General features: G+C 63.9%; 13 protein-coding genes. 11 read left to right on the top strand and 2 right to left on the bottom strand.

Features of this window, described 5'->3' with window-relative positions:
• Positions 1–6: 6 nt before the first annotated feature.
• The 4 genes from V1261_RS09960 to V1261_RS09945 all read left to right on the top strand — a co-directional run bounded on the left by V1261_RS09960 (position 7) and on the right by V1261_RS09945 (position 4,098).
• Positions 7–996, top strand: coding sequence for an alpha/beta hydrolase (locus tag V1261_RS09960; protein ID WP_329771581.1), 990 nt, complete (start codon positions 7–9; stop codon positions 994–996).
• Positions 993–1,466 (top strand): GNAT family N-acetyltransferase, encoded by a 474-nt coding sequence (locus tag V1261_RS09955; protein ID WP_329771580.1) that lies wholly within the window; start codon positions 993–995, stop codon positions 1,464–1,466. Before V1261_RS09960 ends, V1261_RS09955 begins: the two co-directional genes overlap by 4 nt.
• A 21-nt stretch (positions 1,467–1,487) precedes the next feature.
• Positions 1,488–2,696: a chromate efflux transporter gene (gene chrA / locus V1261_RS09950; protein WP_329771579.1), complete on the top strand. Its 1,209-nt coding sequence runs from the start codon at positions 1,488–1,490 to the stop codon at positions 2,694–2,696.
• Between the two features lie 109 nt (positions 2,697–2,805).
• On the top strand, positions 2,806–4,098 hold the full coding sequence (locus V1261_RS09945; protein WP_329771578.1) for an O-acetylhomoserine aminocarboxypropyltransferase/cysteine synthase family protein: 1,293 nt from the start codon (positions 2,806–2,808) through the stop codon (positions 4,096–4,098).
• Positions 4,099–4,188: 90 nt separating this feature from the next.
• On the opposite strand, the gene mltB is transcribed toward V1261_RS09945, so the two are convergent.
• Entirely contained in the window at positions 4,189–5,358 is a 1,170-nt protein-coding gene (gene mltB / locus V1261_RS09940) for a lytic murein transglycosylase B (protein WP_329771577.1), read from the bottom strand.
• Positions 5,359–5,520: 162 nt separating this feature from the next.
• Here mltB and V1261_RS09935 point away from each other — a divergent pair, with 162 nt between their 5' ends.
• The 5 genes from V1261_RS09935 to V1261_RS09915 all read left to right on the top strand — a co-directional run bounded on the left by V1261_RS09935 (position 5,521) and on the right by V1261_RS09915 (position 11,779).
• Positions 5,521–6,477, top strand: a complete 957-nt coding sequence (locus V1261_RS09935) for a histone deacetylase family protein (RefSeq protein WP_329771576.1) — start codon at positions 5,521–5,523, stop codon at positions 6,475–6,477.
• A gap of 135 nt (positions 6,478–6,612) precedes the next feature.
• Positions 6,613–8,046, top strand: coding sequence for a mechanosensitive ion channel family protein (locus V1261_RS09930; RefSeq protein ID WP_329771575.1), 1,434 nt, complete (start codon positions 6,613–6,615; stop codon positions 8,044–8,046).
• Between the two features lie 86 nt (positions 8,047–8,132).
• On the top strand, positions 8,133–8,882 hold the full coding sequence (locus tag V1261_RS09925) for an electron transfer flavoprotein subunit beta/FixA family protein (RefSeq protein ID WP_329771574.1): 750 nt from the start codon (positions 8,133–8,135) through the stop codon (positions 8,880–8,882).
• Between the two features lie 35 nt (positions 8,883–8,917).
• The gene (locus V1261_RS09920; protein ID WP_329771573.1) at positions 8,918–9,850 is read left to right on the top strand and encodes an electron transfer flavoprotein subunit alpha/FixB family protein; all 933 of its coding nucleotides are present in this window, start codon (positions 8,918–8,920) and stop codon (positions 9,848–9,850) included.
• 117 nt (positions 9,851–9,967) lie between these two features.
• Positions 9,968–11,779, top strand: coding sequence for an acyl-CoA dehydrogenase (locus V1261_RS09915; protein WP_329771572.1), 1,812 nt, complete (start codon positions 9,968–9,970; stop codon positions 11,777–11,779).
• Between the two features lie 109 nt (positions 11,780–11,888).
• Here V1261_RS09915 and mnmH read toward each other — a convergent pair whose 3' ends face one another.
• Positions 11,889–12,944 carry a tRNA 2-selenouridine(34) synthase MnmH gene (gene mnmH, locus V1261_RS09910; RefSeq protein WP_329771571.1) on the bottom strand — a complete coding sequence of 352 codons (1,056 nt, stop codon included), beginning with the start codon at positions 12,942–12,944 and terminating at the stop codon, positions 11,889–11,891.
• Positions 12,945–13,019: 75 nt separating this feature from the next.
• On the opposite strand from mnmH, the gene selD reads away from it, so the two are divergent.
• Together selD and V1261_RS09900 are read left to right on the top strand one after the other, a co-directional pair.
• Positions 13,020–14,072 carry a selenide, water dikinase SelD gene (gene selD, locus V1261_RS09905; RefSeq protein ID WP_329771570.1) on the top strand — a complete coding sequence of 351 codons (1,053 nt, stop codon included), beginning with the start codon at positions 13,020–13,022 and terminating at the stop codon, positions 14,070–14,072.
• An 88-nt stretch (positions 14,073–14,160) separates the two neighbouring features.
• On the top strand, positions 14,161–15,120 hold the full coding sequence (locus V1261_RS09900) for an NAD(P)H-dependent flavin oxidoreductase (RefSeq protein WP_329771569.1): 960 nt from the start codon (positions 14,161–14,163) through the stop codon (positions 15,118–15,120).
• Positions 15,121–15,193 lie beyond the last annotated feature (73 nt).

Below are 15,193 nucleotides of genomic sequence, written 5' to 3'. Positions count from 1 at the left end.
CCGTATATGCAAGTCCCTGATCCCCGAATCGATCCCCAGGCCTGGGTCCGCCTCAAGCCCCATGTGCGCGATCTGCTGATCCGCATCAACCGCCATCCGCGCCCGCCAATGGAAACGCTGCCTGTGGAGGAAGCGCGTGTCGCTTATGCCGGCGGCTCCGGCGTGCTCGAAATTCCGGCGCCGCAACTGGCACGTATCGAGGATTTCACGATGCCGGCGCGCGACGGCTACCCGATGCCGGCGCGCCTGTATGCCGCCACGACCGAACAGCAGGGCGTGTTGCCGGTGCTGCTGTTCTTCCATGGCGGCGGCTTTCTGGTCGGCAGCGTGGATACGCATGACACGCTGTGCCGCGCGCTGGCGCAGCACAGCGGCTGCGCCGTGGTATCGGTCGATTACCGGCTCGGCCCGGAATACAAGTTCCCGGTGGCTTTCGAGGATGCCTGGGACAGCCTGGCCTGGCTGCATGAACATGGTGCCGTGCTCGGCCTGGATCCGGAACGCATCGCCGTGGGCGGTGACAGCGCCGGCGGCACGCTGGCAGCGGGCTGCGCCGTGCAGGCGCGCGATGCCGGTCTGCCGCTGCGCCTGCAACTGCTGTTCTACCCGGGCATGCAGGCCGCGGCGCTGACGCCATCGCGCCGCGCATACGCCTACGGCTTTCTGTTGACCGAGCCGCAGATCCAGTGGATGTTCAACAGCTATGTCACCGAGCCGGATGAGTTCATGGACTGGCGCTTTGCCCCGGTGCATGCCGACGATGTCGATGGCGTGGCGCCGGCCTGGATCGGCCTGGCCGAATGCGATCCCATCTTTGACGACAGCATGATGTGGGCAGATCGCCTGCGCATGGCCGGCGTGCCAGTCGAGCTGGAGATCTACCACGGCACCATCCACGAGTTCATCAAGATGGGCCGCGCCATTCCCGAAGCCCTGCTCGCGCATCGCGATGCCGCCGCGGCCTTGCGCGCTGCCTTGCAGCCGGAGCTGGCATGAAGACCCTGCCTGACCATGTCTGCCAGCTGGGTAGCTGGAAGGATTTGCGTGAAGCGGCAACGCAGGTGCGCGATGCCGTCTTCGTGCAGGAGCAGGGCTTTACGCACGACGAGGAATACGACGCACTGGATGCCGACGCCTTGCATCTGGTGATTTGTGATGCCAGCGGTGTGGTGCTGGCTACGGCGCGTCTGCTGCAGGAGCCGGTAGCCGAGGGTGAACCGCCCACTGGCCGCATCGGCCGTGTCGCCGTGGTGCAGCCTGTGCGCGGCCAGGGCTGGGGCCGTCAGCTACTGCTGGTGTTGCAGGAGCAGGCGCTGCAGCGCGGTGACCAGCGCCTGGTGCTGGGCGCGCAGCAGGTGGCGGCGCCGTTCTATGCCCAGTTGGGTTACCAGCGTACGCCGCATACCTATGACGAGGGTGGCATCCCGCATGTGCAGATGGTGCTGGACATGACAAGACCGTCATGATGCCGGGCGAGAATGAGCGCCATGTCTGAACTGTCCCATCCTGATGCCTCTGATTCCTCTCTGCAACGCGCCTGGCAGGTGCTGCTGGTATTCCTGCGCCTGGGCTTGACCTCGTTTGGCGGCCCGAGCGCGCATTTGGGCTATTTCCGCGAAGCCTTTGTGGAGCGTCTGCGCTGGCTGGACGACAAAGCCTATGGCGATCTGGTGGCGCTGTGCCAGTTCCTGCCCGGCCCGGCCAGCAGCCAGGTCGGCATGGGGATCGGCCTGATGCGCGCCGGCCATCTGGGCGCGCTGGCGGCGTGGATCGGCTTCACCATGCCATCGGCGATCGTGCTGATCCTGGCGGCGCTGGGGCTGACACAGTGGGGCGGCATGCCGCACGGGCTGATCCAGGGCCTGAAACTGGCGGCGGTGGCGGTGGTGGCGCATGCGGTCTGGGGTATAGCGCAGACCTTCTGCAAGGGGCTGCCGGAGCGCGTGCTGATGCTGCTGATGACGGCAGCGGTGCTGCTGACGCCGCAATGGCCGGCACTGGTGATCCTGTTCCTGCTGCTGGCCGGACTGGCCGGCTATGCGCTGCTGCGTAGTGCGCCGGCCCAGCCCGGGGCGGCCATGACGGTGCCGCTGTCGCGCCCGCAGGCGCTGTTCTGGCTGCTGGCGTTTGCCGTGCTGCTGGCACTGGCCTGGCTGCCCTGGCCGGACCTGCATGCCAGTCTGGCCGCTGCGTTCTACCGCGCCGGCAGCCTGGTGTTTGGTGGTGGCCACGTGGTGCTGCCGTTGCTGGAAACGGAAGTCGTGCAACGCGGCTGGCTCGATGCCGATACCTTCCTCGCTGGCTATGGCCTGACGCAGGCGGTGCCGGGTCCGCTGTTCACGTTTGCCGCCTTTCTGGGTGGTGCCATGGAAGCACCGCTGGGTGGCTGGTGGGCTGGGCTGCTGGCCTTGCTGGCGATTTTCCTGCCGGCCTATCTGCTGATCGTCGGTGCGCTGCCGTTCTGGGAGCAGTGGCGCCATCTGGCTGGTCTGCGCGCTGCGCTGCAGGGCGTGAATGCGGCGGTGGTCGGGCTGCTGCTGGCGGCCTTGCTGCAGCAGGGCGCGCTGGCTCTGCGACAGCCACTCGACGGCGTGCTGGTCCTGCTGGCCTGGGTGCTGTTGCGCCGCCATGTGCCGCCCTGGCTGGTGGTGCTGCTGTCCGGTCTGGCGGGCCTGTTGCTGCAGAGCTGGCGATAAGCATATGACCGATCTGTCCGAGCCGGGGCATGGACAGGCCGGCGTTAGGTGCTAGCATCGGATACTTTCCGCCATCACCAGAATTCCCCCTGACCCGAGGAGACACCCCATGTCACTGGATCCGTCCAAGTTCAAGTCCGAAACCCTGGCGCTGCATGCCGGCTACCAGTCCGATCCGGCGACGCGCTCTGCCGCCGTGCCGATCTACCAGACCACCTCCTACACCTTTGACGACACCCAGCACGGTGCCGACCTGTTCGACCTGAAGGTGGCCGGCAACATCTACACCCGCATCACCAACCCGACCAGCAGCGTGCTGGAGCAGCGCATTGCCGCCATGGAAGGTGGCGTGGGCGCGCTGGCGGTGGCCTCCGGCATGGTGGCGATCACCTATGCGATCCAGACGATTGCCGAAGCTGGCGACAACATCATCAGCTCGGCACGCCTCTACGGTGGCACCTACAACCTGTTTGCCCACACGCTGCCGCAGTACGGCATCGAAGTGCGTTTTGCCGATCCCGATCGTCCGGAAGACTTTGCCGCGCTGATCGATGACAAGACCAAGGCGGTGTTCTGCGAATCCATCGGCAACCCGCTGGGCAACGTGACTGATTTGGCCAGGCTGGCCGAGGTGGCGCATGCCGCCGGCGTGCCGCTGATCGTCGACAACACGGTGCCCAGCCCGCTCCTGTGCCGTCCGTTCGAGCATGGTGCCGACATCGTCGTGCATTCGCTGACCAAGTACATCGGTGGCCATGGCACCAGCCTGGGTGGCATCATCGTGGACAGTGGCAAGTTCCCCTGGGCCGAGCACAAGGCACGCTTCCGCCGCCTGAACGAGCCGGAAGTGAGCTACCACGGCGTGGTCTATACCGAAGCCCTGGGCCCGGCAGCCTACATTGGCCGTGCGCGCACCGTACCGCTGCGCAACATGGGCGCGGCGATCAGCCCGCTCAACAGCTTCCTGATCCTGCAGGGCCTGGAAACGCTGGCCCTGCGCATGGAGCGCATCGGCCAGAACGCGCTCAAGATCGCCGAGTTCCTGCAGAACCATCCCAAGGTCAACTGGGTCAACTACGCCGGCCTGTCCAGCCACAAGGACAACGCGCTGGTGCAGAAGTACATGGCTGGCAACGCTTCCGGCATCATGAGCTTTGGCGTCAAGGGCGGCCGCGAAGCCGGTGCGCGCTTCCAGGACGCGTTGCAGCTGATCCTGCGCCTGGTCAACATCGGTGACGCCAAGACCCTGGCCACGCACCCGGCCAGCACCACGCACCGCCAGCTGTCCGCCGAGGAACTGGAAAAGGCCGGCGTGTCCGAAGACATGATCCGCCTGTCGATCGGCATCGAGCATATCGATGACCTGATCGCGGATCTGGAGCAGGCCCTGGCTGTGGCTTGATGCCGCTGCCACCGGAGTGCCCGACGTACTCCGGACAGACAAAAGGCGAGGGTTTTCCTCGCCTTTTGTCGTTGTGCGGGGCTGGCCCGATCAGCCGCCGCGGCGGATCACTTTCTCCACCTCATCGGCCAGATCGATCACTGATTGCGCGTAGTAGCTGCTGTTGTTGTAGCGCGTGATGACGTAGAAATTCTGCGTGCCGGCGCGGTAGCTGGATGGCGCGTTGCCGTTCTCCAGTTCGATCAGCGCCAGCTTCTGGTCAAAGCCACGCGGCAGCTCGACCACGGCACCCAGCTCGGCAAACTGCTGCGGCGTGAAGCTCGGCACGATGTCCGGGCCGAGCAGGGTGGGCAGCTGCAGGCGGCTGGTGTCGAAGCGCACATCGAACACCGGCTCCAGGCCGGTGACCCAGCCGTACTGCTTGAAGTAGTTGGCAACCGAGCCAATCGTGTCGACCGTGTTGTTGATCAGGTCGATATGGCCGTCATCGTCAAAGTCCACCGCGTGCTTGACCCAGCTCGACGGCATGAACTGTGGCAGGCCCATGGCGCCGGCATAGCTGCCGCGCAGCGCCAGCGGATCGTCGCGGTTGTCCCAGGTCAGCTGCAGGTAATGGTCCAGTTCGCCCTGGAAGAAGGCATGGCGCTCGCGCGCACGCGGGTGCGCCTGCGGAAAGTCGAAAGTCAGCGTGGACAGCGTGTCGATCACGCGCATGTCGCCCTTGTTGCGGCCGTAAATGGTTTCCACGCCGATGATGCCGACGATGTACTTCATCGGCACGCCGTACTCGCGCTCGGCGCGCTGCAGCGTGGCCAGGTTCTGGCGCCAGAAATTGACGCCGGCGCGGATGCGGATCGGTTCGACAAAGCGGCTGCGATACACGCGCCAGTTGCGGCGCACGCCACGGCCCGCCGGCAGGATCAGGCGCGGCACGCTGGACAGGTAGTTGGCATTGCCGATGGCATTGCGTACCCAGGTTTCGGGCAGGCCGGTGCGGCGCGCAATCTCGGGCACCTGCGCCATGGCATCGGCGCGCTGGGAATAGCTGCCGTTCAGCGGCATGGGCTGCACCTGGCCGCTGCGGGCACGGCGCGGCTGTGGGTGGCTGGCCGACTTCGCGGGTGTGGGCGCAGCCGAACTTTCCGTCTTGGTCGAGCCGCAGGCCGCCAGGCCAAGGGCGCCGGCACCAATCAGGGCACCCAGCAGCAGCAGGCGTTCACGTTGGGGAAGGGCAGGGGAAGAGGGCTGGAATTCGGACATGGTGGGCCAGAAAGGTTGGTCATGCAATTGCTTGTCAGCAGTGTAGCGGATGACGGCGGCCGGACAGGCCGGCGCTAGGGTTTCGCATGATTGTCACTCTCTCAACAATCTATTAAACTGATAAGACTACAAAATGTTAACAAGAGACTTCGGAGGCGGATAATGGGCGCCACGGGCTACTATTTTCATAATGATTGCAAATTGCACAATATGGGCGCCGGCCATCCGGAAGCCCCGGAACGCCTGGATGCCATTGAAGATCGCCTGCTGATCACCGGCGTGGCCGATGCGCTGGAGCGTCGCCAGCCCAACCCCGCCAACCTGGCCGAGATCAAGCTGGCCCATCGCCGCATGCATATTGCCGCCATGCGCGGCATGAGCGACTGGCTGGAAGAAGACGATATCGCCGCTGGTGATTCGCAGCACTTCTCGCTCGATACCGATACCTCCATGAACAGCAAGACCTACCGCGCTGCGCTGCTGGCAGCCGGTGCAGCCGTCGAGGCGGTCGATGCCGTGCTGGCCGGAGAACTGGAAAACGCCTTCTGCGCCGTGCGCCCGCCCGGCCACCATGCCTGCGGCGACAAGGCCATGGGTTTCTGCTTCTTCAACAACGTGGCGATTGCCGCCAAGTACGCCGTGGCGCGTCACGGCCTGGAGCGCGTCGCCATCATCGACTTTGACGTGCACCACGGCAACGGCACCGAAGACATCGTTGCCGGCGACGACCGCATCCTGATGGTCAGCTACTTCCAGCACCCGTTCTACCCCGAAGGTGGTTCGCTCAAGAACGACAACAACCTGCTCAACGTGCCGGTGCCGGCCTATACCAAGGGCATGGACATCCGCGAAGTGGTGGACGGCATCTGGATCCCGCGCCTGGACGAGTTCAAGCCGCAGCTGATCTTCATCTCGGCCGGTTTCGATGCCCACCGCGAAGACGACATGGGCCAGCTGGGTCTGGTCGAGTCCGACTTCCAGTGGATCACCAAGCGCATCAAGTATGTGGCGCAGCGCCACTGCGAAGGCCGCATCGTCAGCGTGCTGGAAGGCGGCTACAACCTGAGCTCGCTGGCGCGCAGCGTCGAGGCCCACGTGCGCGTGCTGGCCGACGTCTGATCTGCCCCATCTGCTGATCGCAACGGGCTGGCCTTGTGCCAGCCCTTGTCGTTTCTGCAGCCGGGCAGTGCGCTGACAGGGCAGGCCGGCATCGTGTGTGAGAATGCCTTTTTCATCATGACACGATAGCCCCCGATGCAGAATGCCCACGCTTTTCTGGAGGACTGGATCCTCTGGTTCGATACCATCAGCCGCTCCGATGTGCTGCAGCAGCTCGGACTGCTGCTGCTGATGGGCCTGATCGCCTACGGACTGGTGCGCCTGCTGCGCCAGCGCGTGGAATCGATCTGGCCGGCCACGGAAGAACGCCGCAGCCGCTCCGTGCTGTTTGGCCAGCGCCATTATGACGGCGTGCTGTTTCCGCTGCTGTGGCTGCTGCTGGCGTCGGCGGCACCCTGGATGCTGGGCGTGGAAACGCAGTATTCGGTGTTTCGCGTGGCGCTGCCGGTGCTGCTGGCCTTGGTACTGATTCGCCTGGGCGCCAAGCTGCTGCGTCTGGCCTATGAAGAAACACGCTGGGTGCGGCTGATGGAAAACACGATTTCCTGGGCGGTCTGGATCGTGGTGGTGCTGTGGATGTTTGGCGTGCTGCCGGTAATCCTGGAACAGCTGGAACTGATCAGCTTCAAGATCGGCAGCAGCCAGTTCACCGTGCTGTCCTTTCTGCAGGGCGCGTTGCTGATTGCGGTGGCGGTGATGCTGTCGTTCTGGCTGGCCTCGCTGATCGAGCAGCGCCTGCTGCGCAACGCCATCGGCAATGAACTGTCCATGCGCAAGATCGCCAGCAACATGATCAGAGCCGGTCTGGCGGTATTTGCCGTGATGCTGGCGATGTCGCTGGTCGGCATCGACCTGACCGTTTTGTCCGTGCTGGGCGGCGCATTGGGCGTCGGCATCGGCCTGGGCCTGCAGAAGCTGGCTGCCAACTATGTCAGCGGATTTGTGCTGCTGGCCGAGCGCAATATCCGCATCGGCGACTCCGTGGTGGTCGATGGCTTCAGTGGCAAGGTCACGGATATCCGGGCGCGCTACACGACCATTCGCTCTCTGTCTGGTGTGGAAGCGATACTGCCCAACGAGTTGATGGTCACGCAGCGTGTCGAGAACAATTCCCTGCATACGCGTGCGCTGACGGTATCGACCACGGTCACCGTGGCCTACGACAGCGACGCCGAACTGGTACGCCGCCTGCTGATCGAGGCCGCGCGCGATGTGCCGCGTGTGATCGGCGAAGCCAGTGTCAACCTGTCGCGATTCAGTCCGGATGGTCTGGAGTTCAGCCTGGGTATCAAGGTGGAGGATCCTGATAATGGCACCGCCGGATTGTTCTCGGAAATCAATCGGCGTTTCCTCGAACGGGCGCGTGAACATGGCATAGAATTTCCTTTACCCAAGCGCCTGTACCCCGTACCCGAGGCAGGCGCCAGCACAGCACCTGGCGACACCCTGGCCAGGCTGGCGCTGCTGGCTGAAAAGGCCGGCGGACTGGATGCATTGTTGAGTCAGCTGGAGAAAAGCACGACCGTTCACAAAAAATCTGCGCAAATGCCGAATTCTTCAGTAGAATGACAATAGATTGACGTTTACGTCAATTGCCACTCTGCGGGTGAATGAAGCACTTGCGAAACAAGTTTCAATAATCAGGAGATCACTTCATGAAAGCACTGGTCGCAGTCAAGCGCGTGGTTGACTACAACGTCAAGGTCCGCGTCAAGTCTGACAATACGGGCGTGGATATTGCCAACGTCAAGATGAGCATGAACCCGTTTGACGAAATCGCGGTCGAAGAAGCCGTGCGTCTGAAAGAAAAGGGCATCGTGACCGAGGTCATCGCCGTGTCCTGCGGCCCGACCCAGGCACAGGAAACCCTGCGTACCGCCATGGCCATCGGTGCCGACCGCGGCATCCTGGTCGAGTCCGCCGAAGAGCTGCAGCCGCTGGCCGTGGCCAAGCTGCTGAAGGCCGTCCAGGACAAGGAACAGGCCCAGCTGATCATCCTGGGCAAGCAGGCGATCGACGACGACTCCAACCAGGTGGGCCAGATGCTGGCTGCCCTGGCTGATCTGCCGCAAGCCACTTTCGCCAGCAAGGTCGAAGTGGCCGACGGCAAGGCTAGCGTCACGCGTGAAGTGGACGGCGGTCTGGAAACCATCTCCATCAGCCTGCCGGCCGTGGTCACCACCGACCTGCGCCTGAACGAGCCGCGCTATGTCACGCTGCCCAACATCATGAAGGCCAAGAAGAAGCCGATCGACACCCTGAAGCCGGAAGAGCTGGGCGTGGACGTGGCTTCCCGCCTGAAGACGCTGAAGGTGAGCGAGCCTGCCAAGCGCAGCGCCGGCATCACCGTGCCCGATGTCGCCACGCTGGTCGACAAGCTCAAGAACGAAGCCAAGGTCATCTGATCAGGCCCCACAGCAAGAATCACAGGAGATAAGACATGACCGCACTCGTGATCGCAGAACACGACAATGCTTCCATCAAGGGCGCAACCCTGAACACCGTGACCGCCGCTGCCCAGTGTGGCGGTGAGGTGCACGTGCTGGTGGCTGGCAGCAACGCCGCTGCCGCTGCCCAGGCCGCCGCCCAGATCGCTGGCGTGAGCAAGGTGGTGCACGCTGATGGCGCCTCCCTGGCCGAAGGCCTGGCCGAGAACCTGACCGCCCAGGTGCTGGCCGTGGCCGGCGACTACAGCCACATCCTGTTCCCGGCTACCGCCAGCGGCAAGAACGTGGCTCCGCGCGTGGCTGCCAAGCTCGACGTGGCCCAGATCAGTGACATCACCAAGGTCGACAGCGCCGACACCTTCGAGCGTCCGATCTACGCCGGCAACGCCATTGCCACCGTGCAGAGCACCGATGCCGTCAAGGTCATCACCGTGCGCTCCACCGGCTTTGACGCCGCAGCCGCTACCGGTGGCAGCGCCGCTGTCGAATCCGTGGCTGCTGCCGCTGACAGCGGCAAGTCCAGCTTCGTCGGCCGCGAAGTGACCAAGTCCGACCGCCCCGAACTGACTGCCGCCAAGATCATCGTCTCCGGTGGCCGTGCCCTGGGCAGCGACGAGAAGTTCCAGGAAGTGCTGACCCCGCTGGCTGACAAGCTGAACGCCGCCATCGGTGCTTCCCGTGCTGCCGTCGATGCCGGCTACGCCCCGAACGACCTGCAGGTCGGCCAGACCGGCAAGATCGTGGCACCCGAGCTGTACATCGCACTGGGCATCTCCGGCGCCATCCAGCACCTGGCCGGCATGAAGGACAGCAAGGTGATCGTGGCCATCAACAAGGATCCCGAAGCGCCGATCTTCAGCGTGGCCGACTACGGCCTGGTGGCAGACCTGTTTACCGCCACGCCCGAACTGGTCAGCAAGCTGTAATTGTCTGCCTGACTCAGGTCAATGAAAGGCCGCTTCTTTGCCGGAGCGGCCTTTTTTGACGCTTCGCTTGTCCTATACTGAATACATTCCGTTACCCTCATCACAAGGAGAAAATGCATGAGCTATACCGCACCGATCAAGGACATGGTCTTCAACATGGAGCATCTGGCAGGACTCGATGCCCTGGCGCAAGCCATTCCCGAGTTTGCCGATGCGGGCGTGGAAACGGCACAGGCTGTGCTGGAAGAAATGGCCAAGCTCAACCAGGACGTGATTGCACCCCTGAACTTCGAGGGTGACAAGAACCCCAGCTCGCTGAGCGGTGACGTCGTGACGGCCACTCCGGGCTTCAAGGAAGCCTACCAGCAGTTCGTCGAAGGCGGCTGGCAAGGCCTGCAGCACCCGGTCGATTTTGGCGGCCAGGGCCTGCCCAAGACGATTGGCGCGGCCTGCGGCGAGATGACCAACGCTGCCAACATGAGCTTTGCCCTGTGCCCGATGCTGACGGACGGTGCCATCGAGGCGCTGCTGACGGCTGGTTCCGACGAGCTCAAGCAGACCTACCTGCCCAAGCTGATCTCCGGCGAGTGGACCGGTACCATGAACCTGACCGAGCCGCAGGCCGGTTCCGACCTGTCGCTGGTGCGCAGCCGCGCCGAGCGCAACGAGGACGGCAGCTTCAAGGTGTTTGGCACCAAGATCTTCATCACCTGGGGTGAGCATGACATGGCCGAGAACATCATCCACCTGACGCTGGCCCGCGTGGCCGGTGCGCCGGAGGGTGTGAAGGGTATCAGCCTGTTCGTGGTGCCCAAGTTCCTGGTCAATGCCGACGGCAGCGTGGGCGATCGCAACGACGTGCACTGCGTCAGCATCGAGCACAAGCTGGGCATCAAGGCCAGCCCGACCTGCGTGCTGCAGTTTGGTGACAACGGCGGCGCTACCGGCTACCTGGTCGGTGAAGAAAACCGCGGCCTGGAATACATGTTCATCATGATGAACGCAGCCCGCTACGCGGTGGGCGTGCAGGGCATCAGCATTGCCGAGCGCTCCTACCAGCACGCTGTCAATTACGCCCGCGAGCGCGTGCAGAGCCGCCCGGTGGACGGTTCCGCCAAGGAAGCCGTGGCCATCATCCAGCACCCGGACATCAAGCGCATGCTGATGACCATGCGTGCCTATACCGAAGGTGCCCGTGCGCTGTCCAGCGTGTCTGCCGCCGCCTTTGACGCTGCTCATCACCATCCCGATGCGGCCGTGCGCGAAGAGCAGCAGGCGCTGTACGAGTTCACCGTGCCGCTGGTCAAGGGCTTCAGCACCGAAATGAGCCAGGAAGTCACCAGCCTGGGCGTGCAGGTGCACGGCGGCATGGGCTTCATCGAGGAAACCGGCGCGGCCCAGTACTACCGTGACAGCAAGATCCTGACCATCTACGAAGGCACGACGGCGATCCAGTCCAACGACCTGGTGGGACGCAAGACCGTGCGTGATGGCGGCGAGCTGGTGAAGAAAGTGGCTGGCATGGTGCAGCAGACCGAATCCGAACTGGCCGCCAACGGTGGCGAGAATGCCCAGGCCGTGCTGAAGACGCTGACCGCTGCCCGCGAAGCCGTGCTGCAGGTGGTGGACTTCATGGTTGCCAACGGCAAGAGCAACCCCAACGCCGCCTACGCTGGCAGCGTGCCCTACCTGATGCTGACCGCCAACATGGTCTGCGGCTGGCAGCTGGCGCGTGCCCTGCTGGTGGCAGAAGGCAAGCTGGCCGCTGGTGTCGCTTCTGACGACAACTACGGCGAGAAGTTCTACCAGGCCAAGGTGCAGGTGGCACGCTTCTACGCTGACCACATCCTGAGCAAGGCTCCGGGCGTGGCGCACAGCATCGTGGCCGGTCACGCGGCTACCAACGCCATCAACGTGGACCTGCTGTAATCGGCAAGGCCAGGTCACTCCGCACGGGGTGGCCGTTAATGGCACGCATCCCCAGTCGGACAACCGGCTGGGGATTTTTTATGCGGGCTAGGAGAGCAGGGTGGCCAGCTCAGCTGGCGCTGCGCTGCAGGATCTGGCGTGCCAGCGTTTCAATGCCGGCCTCGGACAGGTCATCGGTGGCAAAGCTTGGCCAGGGACGTTCGCCGGTGTAGTTGCCGCCTTGCGAAGCGCGGTAGAGTGGGTCGTAGTGCTGGTCCAGCAGCTCGCCGACCAGGCTGCTCCATTCGCCTTGTGCAGCCAGGGCTTTCCAGCCATCAACCACGGCGCGCCCCTGGCGCTCGATCAGCTTGTCCAGGCGCTGCTCCAGCCAGGGCAGGTTCTGGCAGGCATAGTCGTAATCGCGCTGCAGGAAGGCAATGCGCGCCTCGCGCGTGGCCTCGATATCCAGGCAGGGCGATGCGCGCATGCGCTCGATCAGCGGTTCGGGGATATGCAGGTTGCCGACCTTGCGGCTTTCTGCCTCGACAAAGACCGGGCGCGTCGGGTCCAGCCGTTCCAGCGCCTGCCAGAGCGCGGTCTCGAAACCTTTCTGGCTGGGCTGTGGCTGTCCGGGCAAGGAGCCGAGTACCGAGCCCTTGTGGCTGGCCAGGGTTTCCAGGTCCAGGATCTGGCCGCCTTGGGCTCCGATGGCCTGCAGGATGCGCGTCTTGGCGCTGCCGGTGGCGCCGCAGATGATGCGCAGCGGCAGCCTGGGCGCGAGCAGGGCGGTCTGCTCGATCACGTGGTGGCGGAAGGCCTTGTAGCCGCCTTCGAGCTTGTGCGCCTGCCAGCCGATCTGGCGCAGGATGATCTGCATGGCACCGCTGCGCATGCCGCCGCGCCAGCAGTAGATCAGCGGTCGCCAGCCTTTCGGCATGTCCAGCATCTGCTGCTGGATATGCGTGGCGATATTGGCGGCAATCAGCGCACCACCGATCTTCTTGGCCTCGAACGGCGACACCTGCTTGTAGATGGTGCCGACCTTGGCGCGCTGCTCGTTGCTCAGCACCGGGCAGTTGATGGCTCCGGGCACATGGTCTTCGGCAAATTCAAGCGGCGTGCGCACATCGATGATGGTGCTGAAATTGCCAATGTCAGTGGGCGGAACAAGCCAGGAGTTTTTCATGAAAGTAGCCGAGTCGGTGCAACCCGCTATCTTAAGTCGTATCATCCTTGAGATAAAGACAGTGACAGGATTCCCATGACTACGACTCCCCGATTGACCTCCCTGGCGCACGGCGGCGGCTGCGGCTGCAAGATTGCGCCTTCGCTGCTGCGCGAAATCATGTCGCACGTACCGGCAGGCGTGCTGCCGGCGCAGCTGCTGGTCGGTACCGAATCATCTGACGACGCGGCCGTCTACCAGCTCAACGATGAGCAGGCCGTGGTCGCTACCACCGATTTCTTCACGCCGATTGTCGACAATCCGCGTGATTTTGGCCGTATTGCCGCCACCAACGCCATCTCTGATATCTACGCCATGGGCGGGCAGCCCCTGCTGGCGCTGGCACTGGTCGGCATGCCGATCGACAAGCTGCCGGTCGAGACCATCAGCCAGATCCTCGAAGGTGGTGCCTCCATCTGTGCCGAAGCCGGTATTCCAATTGCCGGCGGCCACTCGATCGATGTGGTCGAGCCGATCTACGGTCTGGTGGCGATCGGCCTGGTGCATCCGCAGCGCATGAAGAAGAACAGCAGCGCTCGGGCTGGTGACGTGCTGATCCTGGGCAAGCCGCTTGGCATTGGCGTGTTGTCGGCCGCGCTCAAGAAGGACATCCTGAGCGAAGAGGGCTATGCCCTGATGGTGCAGTACACCACGCAGCTCAACCGTGTTGGCACCACGCTGGGCCAGCTGGACGCCGTGCATGCCATGACTGACGTCACCGGCTTTGGCCTGCTGGGCCACCTGCTGGAAATCTGCCGTGCGGCTGGTCTGTCGGCCGAGCTGGGTTTTGACGCCGTACCCAAGATCCCGCAGGCGCTGGAGCTGGTGCAGCAGGGCATTTCCACCGGTGCCTCCACGCGCAACTGGGCCAGCTATGGCGGTGAAGTGGCGCTGGAGGCAGGCATGGCCGAATGGCAGCAGAAACTGCTGACCGATCCGCAGACTTCGGGTGGCCTGCTGGTGAGTTGTGCGCCGGATGCCGTCGATCAGGTGCTGGCCACTTTCCGCGATGCCGGCTTCGGCCAGGCTGCCGTGGTCGGTCGTCTGACCGAGGGCAATCCACAAGTGAACATTCGTTCGATTTTATGATATCGTGATGCCGAAACGGCCACCCATGCGGTGGCCGTCAACCCGAACTGAACCGGCAGCACAGAACTGCCACGCAACAGGAGACACCATGGGCCGATCCCTCCCCGGCGCGCTGGCGCGCGTGAAATTCCCGGTCATCGCTTCGCCGATGTTCATCATCAGCAACCCGCAGATGGTGATTGCGCAGTGCAAGGCTGGCGTCGTCGGCTCCATGCCTGCGCTGAACGCCCGCCCGGCCTCGCAGCTGGACGAGTGGCTGGCCGAGATCACCGAGGCGCTGGATGCACACAATGCGGCGCATCCGGAGTCGCCGGCGGCGCCGTTTGCCATCAACCAGATCGTGCACAAGAGCAATGCACGCCTGATGGAAGACATGGCGCTGTGCGTCAAGTACAAGGTGCCGATCATCATCACCAGCCTGGGCGCGGTGGAAGAGATCAACCAGGCCGCGCACAGCTATGGCGGCGTGGTCATGCACGACGTCATCAACAACCGCTTTGCGCGCAAGGCGATCGAGAAGGGTGCCGATGGCCTGATCGCCGTGGCCACTGGAGCCGGCGGCCACGCTGGCGTGAAGAGCCCGTTTGCGCTGGTGCAGGAGCTGCGCCAGTGGTTTGACGGCCCGCTGGCGCTGAGCGGCTCGATCGCGACGGGTGGCGCGATCCTGGCGGCGCAGGCCATGGGCGCCGACTTTGCCTATATCGGCAGCCCCTTTATCGCTACCGATGAAGCGCGTGCCAGCGATGCCTACAAGCAGTGCGTGGTGGACAGCAACTCCGACGACATCGTCTACACCAACCTGTTCACCGGCGTGCATGGCAACTACCTGGCCCCGTCAATCCGTGCTGCCGGCCTGGACCCGGCGCAGCTGCCTGAAGCCGATCCGAGCAAGATGGATTTTGGCAGCGGTGCGGCCAAGGCCTGGAAGGACATCTGGGGCTGTGGCCAGGGTATTGGCGCGGTCAAGCAGGTGCAGCCGGTGGCCGATTACGTAAGCCAGCTCAAGCGCGAATACGTGCAGGCGCGCGATGCGCTGCTGAACGTCTGATCAGCCACGCATTCCACCAAAAGCAAGGCCCTGCAGCGATCACTGCAGGGCCTTGTCTTTGGAGCTACCGGTA

Source organism: Brachymonas sp. J145 (assembly GCF_036312245.1).
Taxonomy (GTDB): Bacteria; Pseudomonadota; Gammaproteobacteria; order Burkholderiales; family Burkholderiaceae_C; genus Brachymonas; species Brachymonas wangyanguii.
This window is presented reverse-complemented; position numbering and strand designations above follow the sequence as displayed.

Excerpts from the sequence above, each read along its gene's own strand:
- V1261_RS09960 (WP_329771581.1), top strand. The coding sequence starts at position 7 with ATGCAAGTCCCTGATCCCCGAATCGATCCCCAGGCCTGGGTCCGCCTC.
- V1261_RS09955 (WP_329771580.1), top strand. The coding sequence starts at position 993 with ATGAAGACCCTGCCTGACCATGTCTGCCAGCTGGGTAGCTGGAAGGAT.
- chrA (WP_329771579.1), top strand. The coding sequence starts at position 1,488 with ATGTCTGAACTGTCCCATCCTGATGCCTCTGATTCCTCTCTGCAACGC.
- V1261_RS09945 (WP_329771578.1), top strand. The coding sequence starts at position 2,806 with ATGTCACTGGATCCGTCCAAGTTCAAGTCCGAAACCCTGGCGCTGCAT.
- mltB (WP_329771577.1), bottom strand. The coding sequence starts at position 5,358 with ATGTCCGAATTCCAGCCCTCTTCCCCTGCCCTTCCCCAACGTGAACGC.
- V1261_RS09935 (WP_329771576.1), top strand. The coding sequence starts at position 5,521 with ATGGGCGCCACGGGCTACTATTTTCATAATGATTGCAAATTGCACAAT.
- V1261_RS09930 (WP_329771575.1), top strand. The coding sequence starts at position 6,613 with ATGCAGAATGCCCACGCTTTTCTGGAGGACTGGATCCTCTGGTTCGAT.
- V1261_RS09925 (WP_329771574.1), top strand. The coding sequence starts at position 8,133 with ATGAAAGCACTGGTCGCAGTCAAGCGCGTGGTTGACTACAACGTCAAG.
- V1261_RS09920 (WP_329771573.1), top strand. The coding sequence starts at position 8,918 with ATGACCGCACTCGTGATCGCAGAACACGACAATGCTTCCATCAAGGGC.
- V1261_RS09915 (WP_329771572.1), top strand. The coding sequence starts at position 9,968 with ATGAGCTATACCGCACCGATCAAGGACATGGTCTTCAACATGGAGCAT.
- mnmH (WP_329771571.1), bottom strand. The coding sequence starts at position 12,944 with ATGAAAAACTCCTGGCTTGTTCCGCCCACTGACATTGGCAATTTCAGC.
- selD (WP_329771570.1), top strand. The coding sequence starts at position 13,020 with ATGACTACGACTCCCCGATTGACCTCCCTGGCGCACGGCGGCGGCTGC.
- V1261_RS09900 (WP_329771569.1), top strand. The coding sequence starts at position 14,161 with ATGGGCCGATCCCTCCCCGGCGCGCTGGCGCGCGTGAAATTCCCGGTC.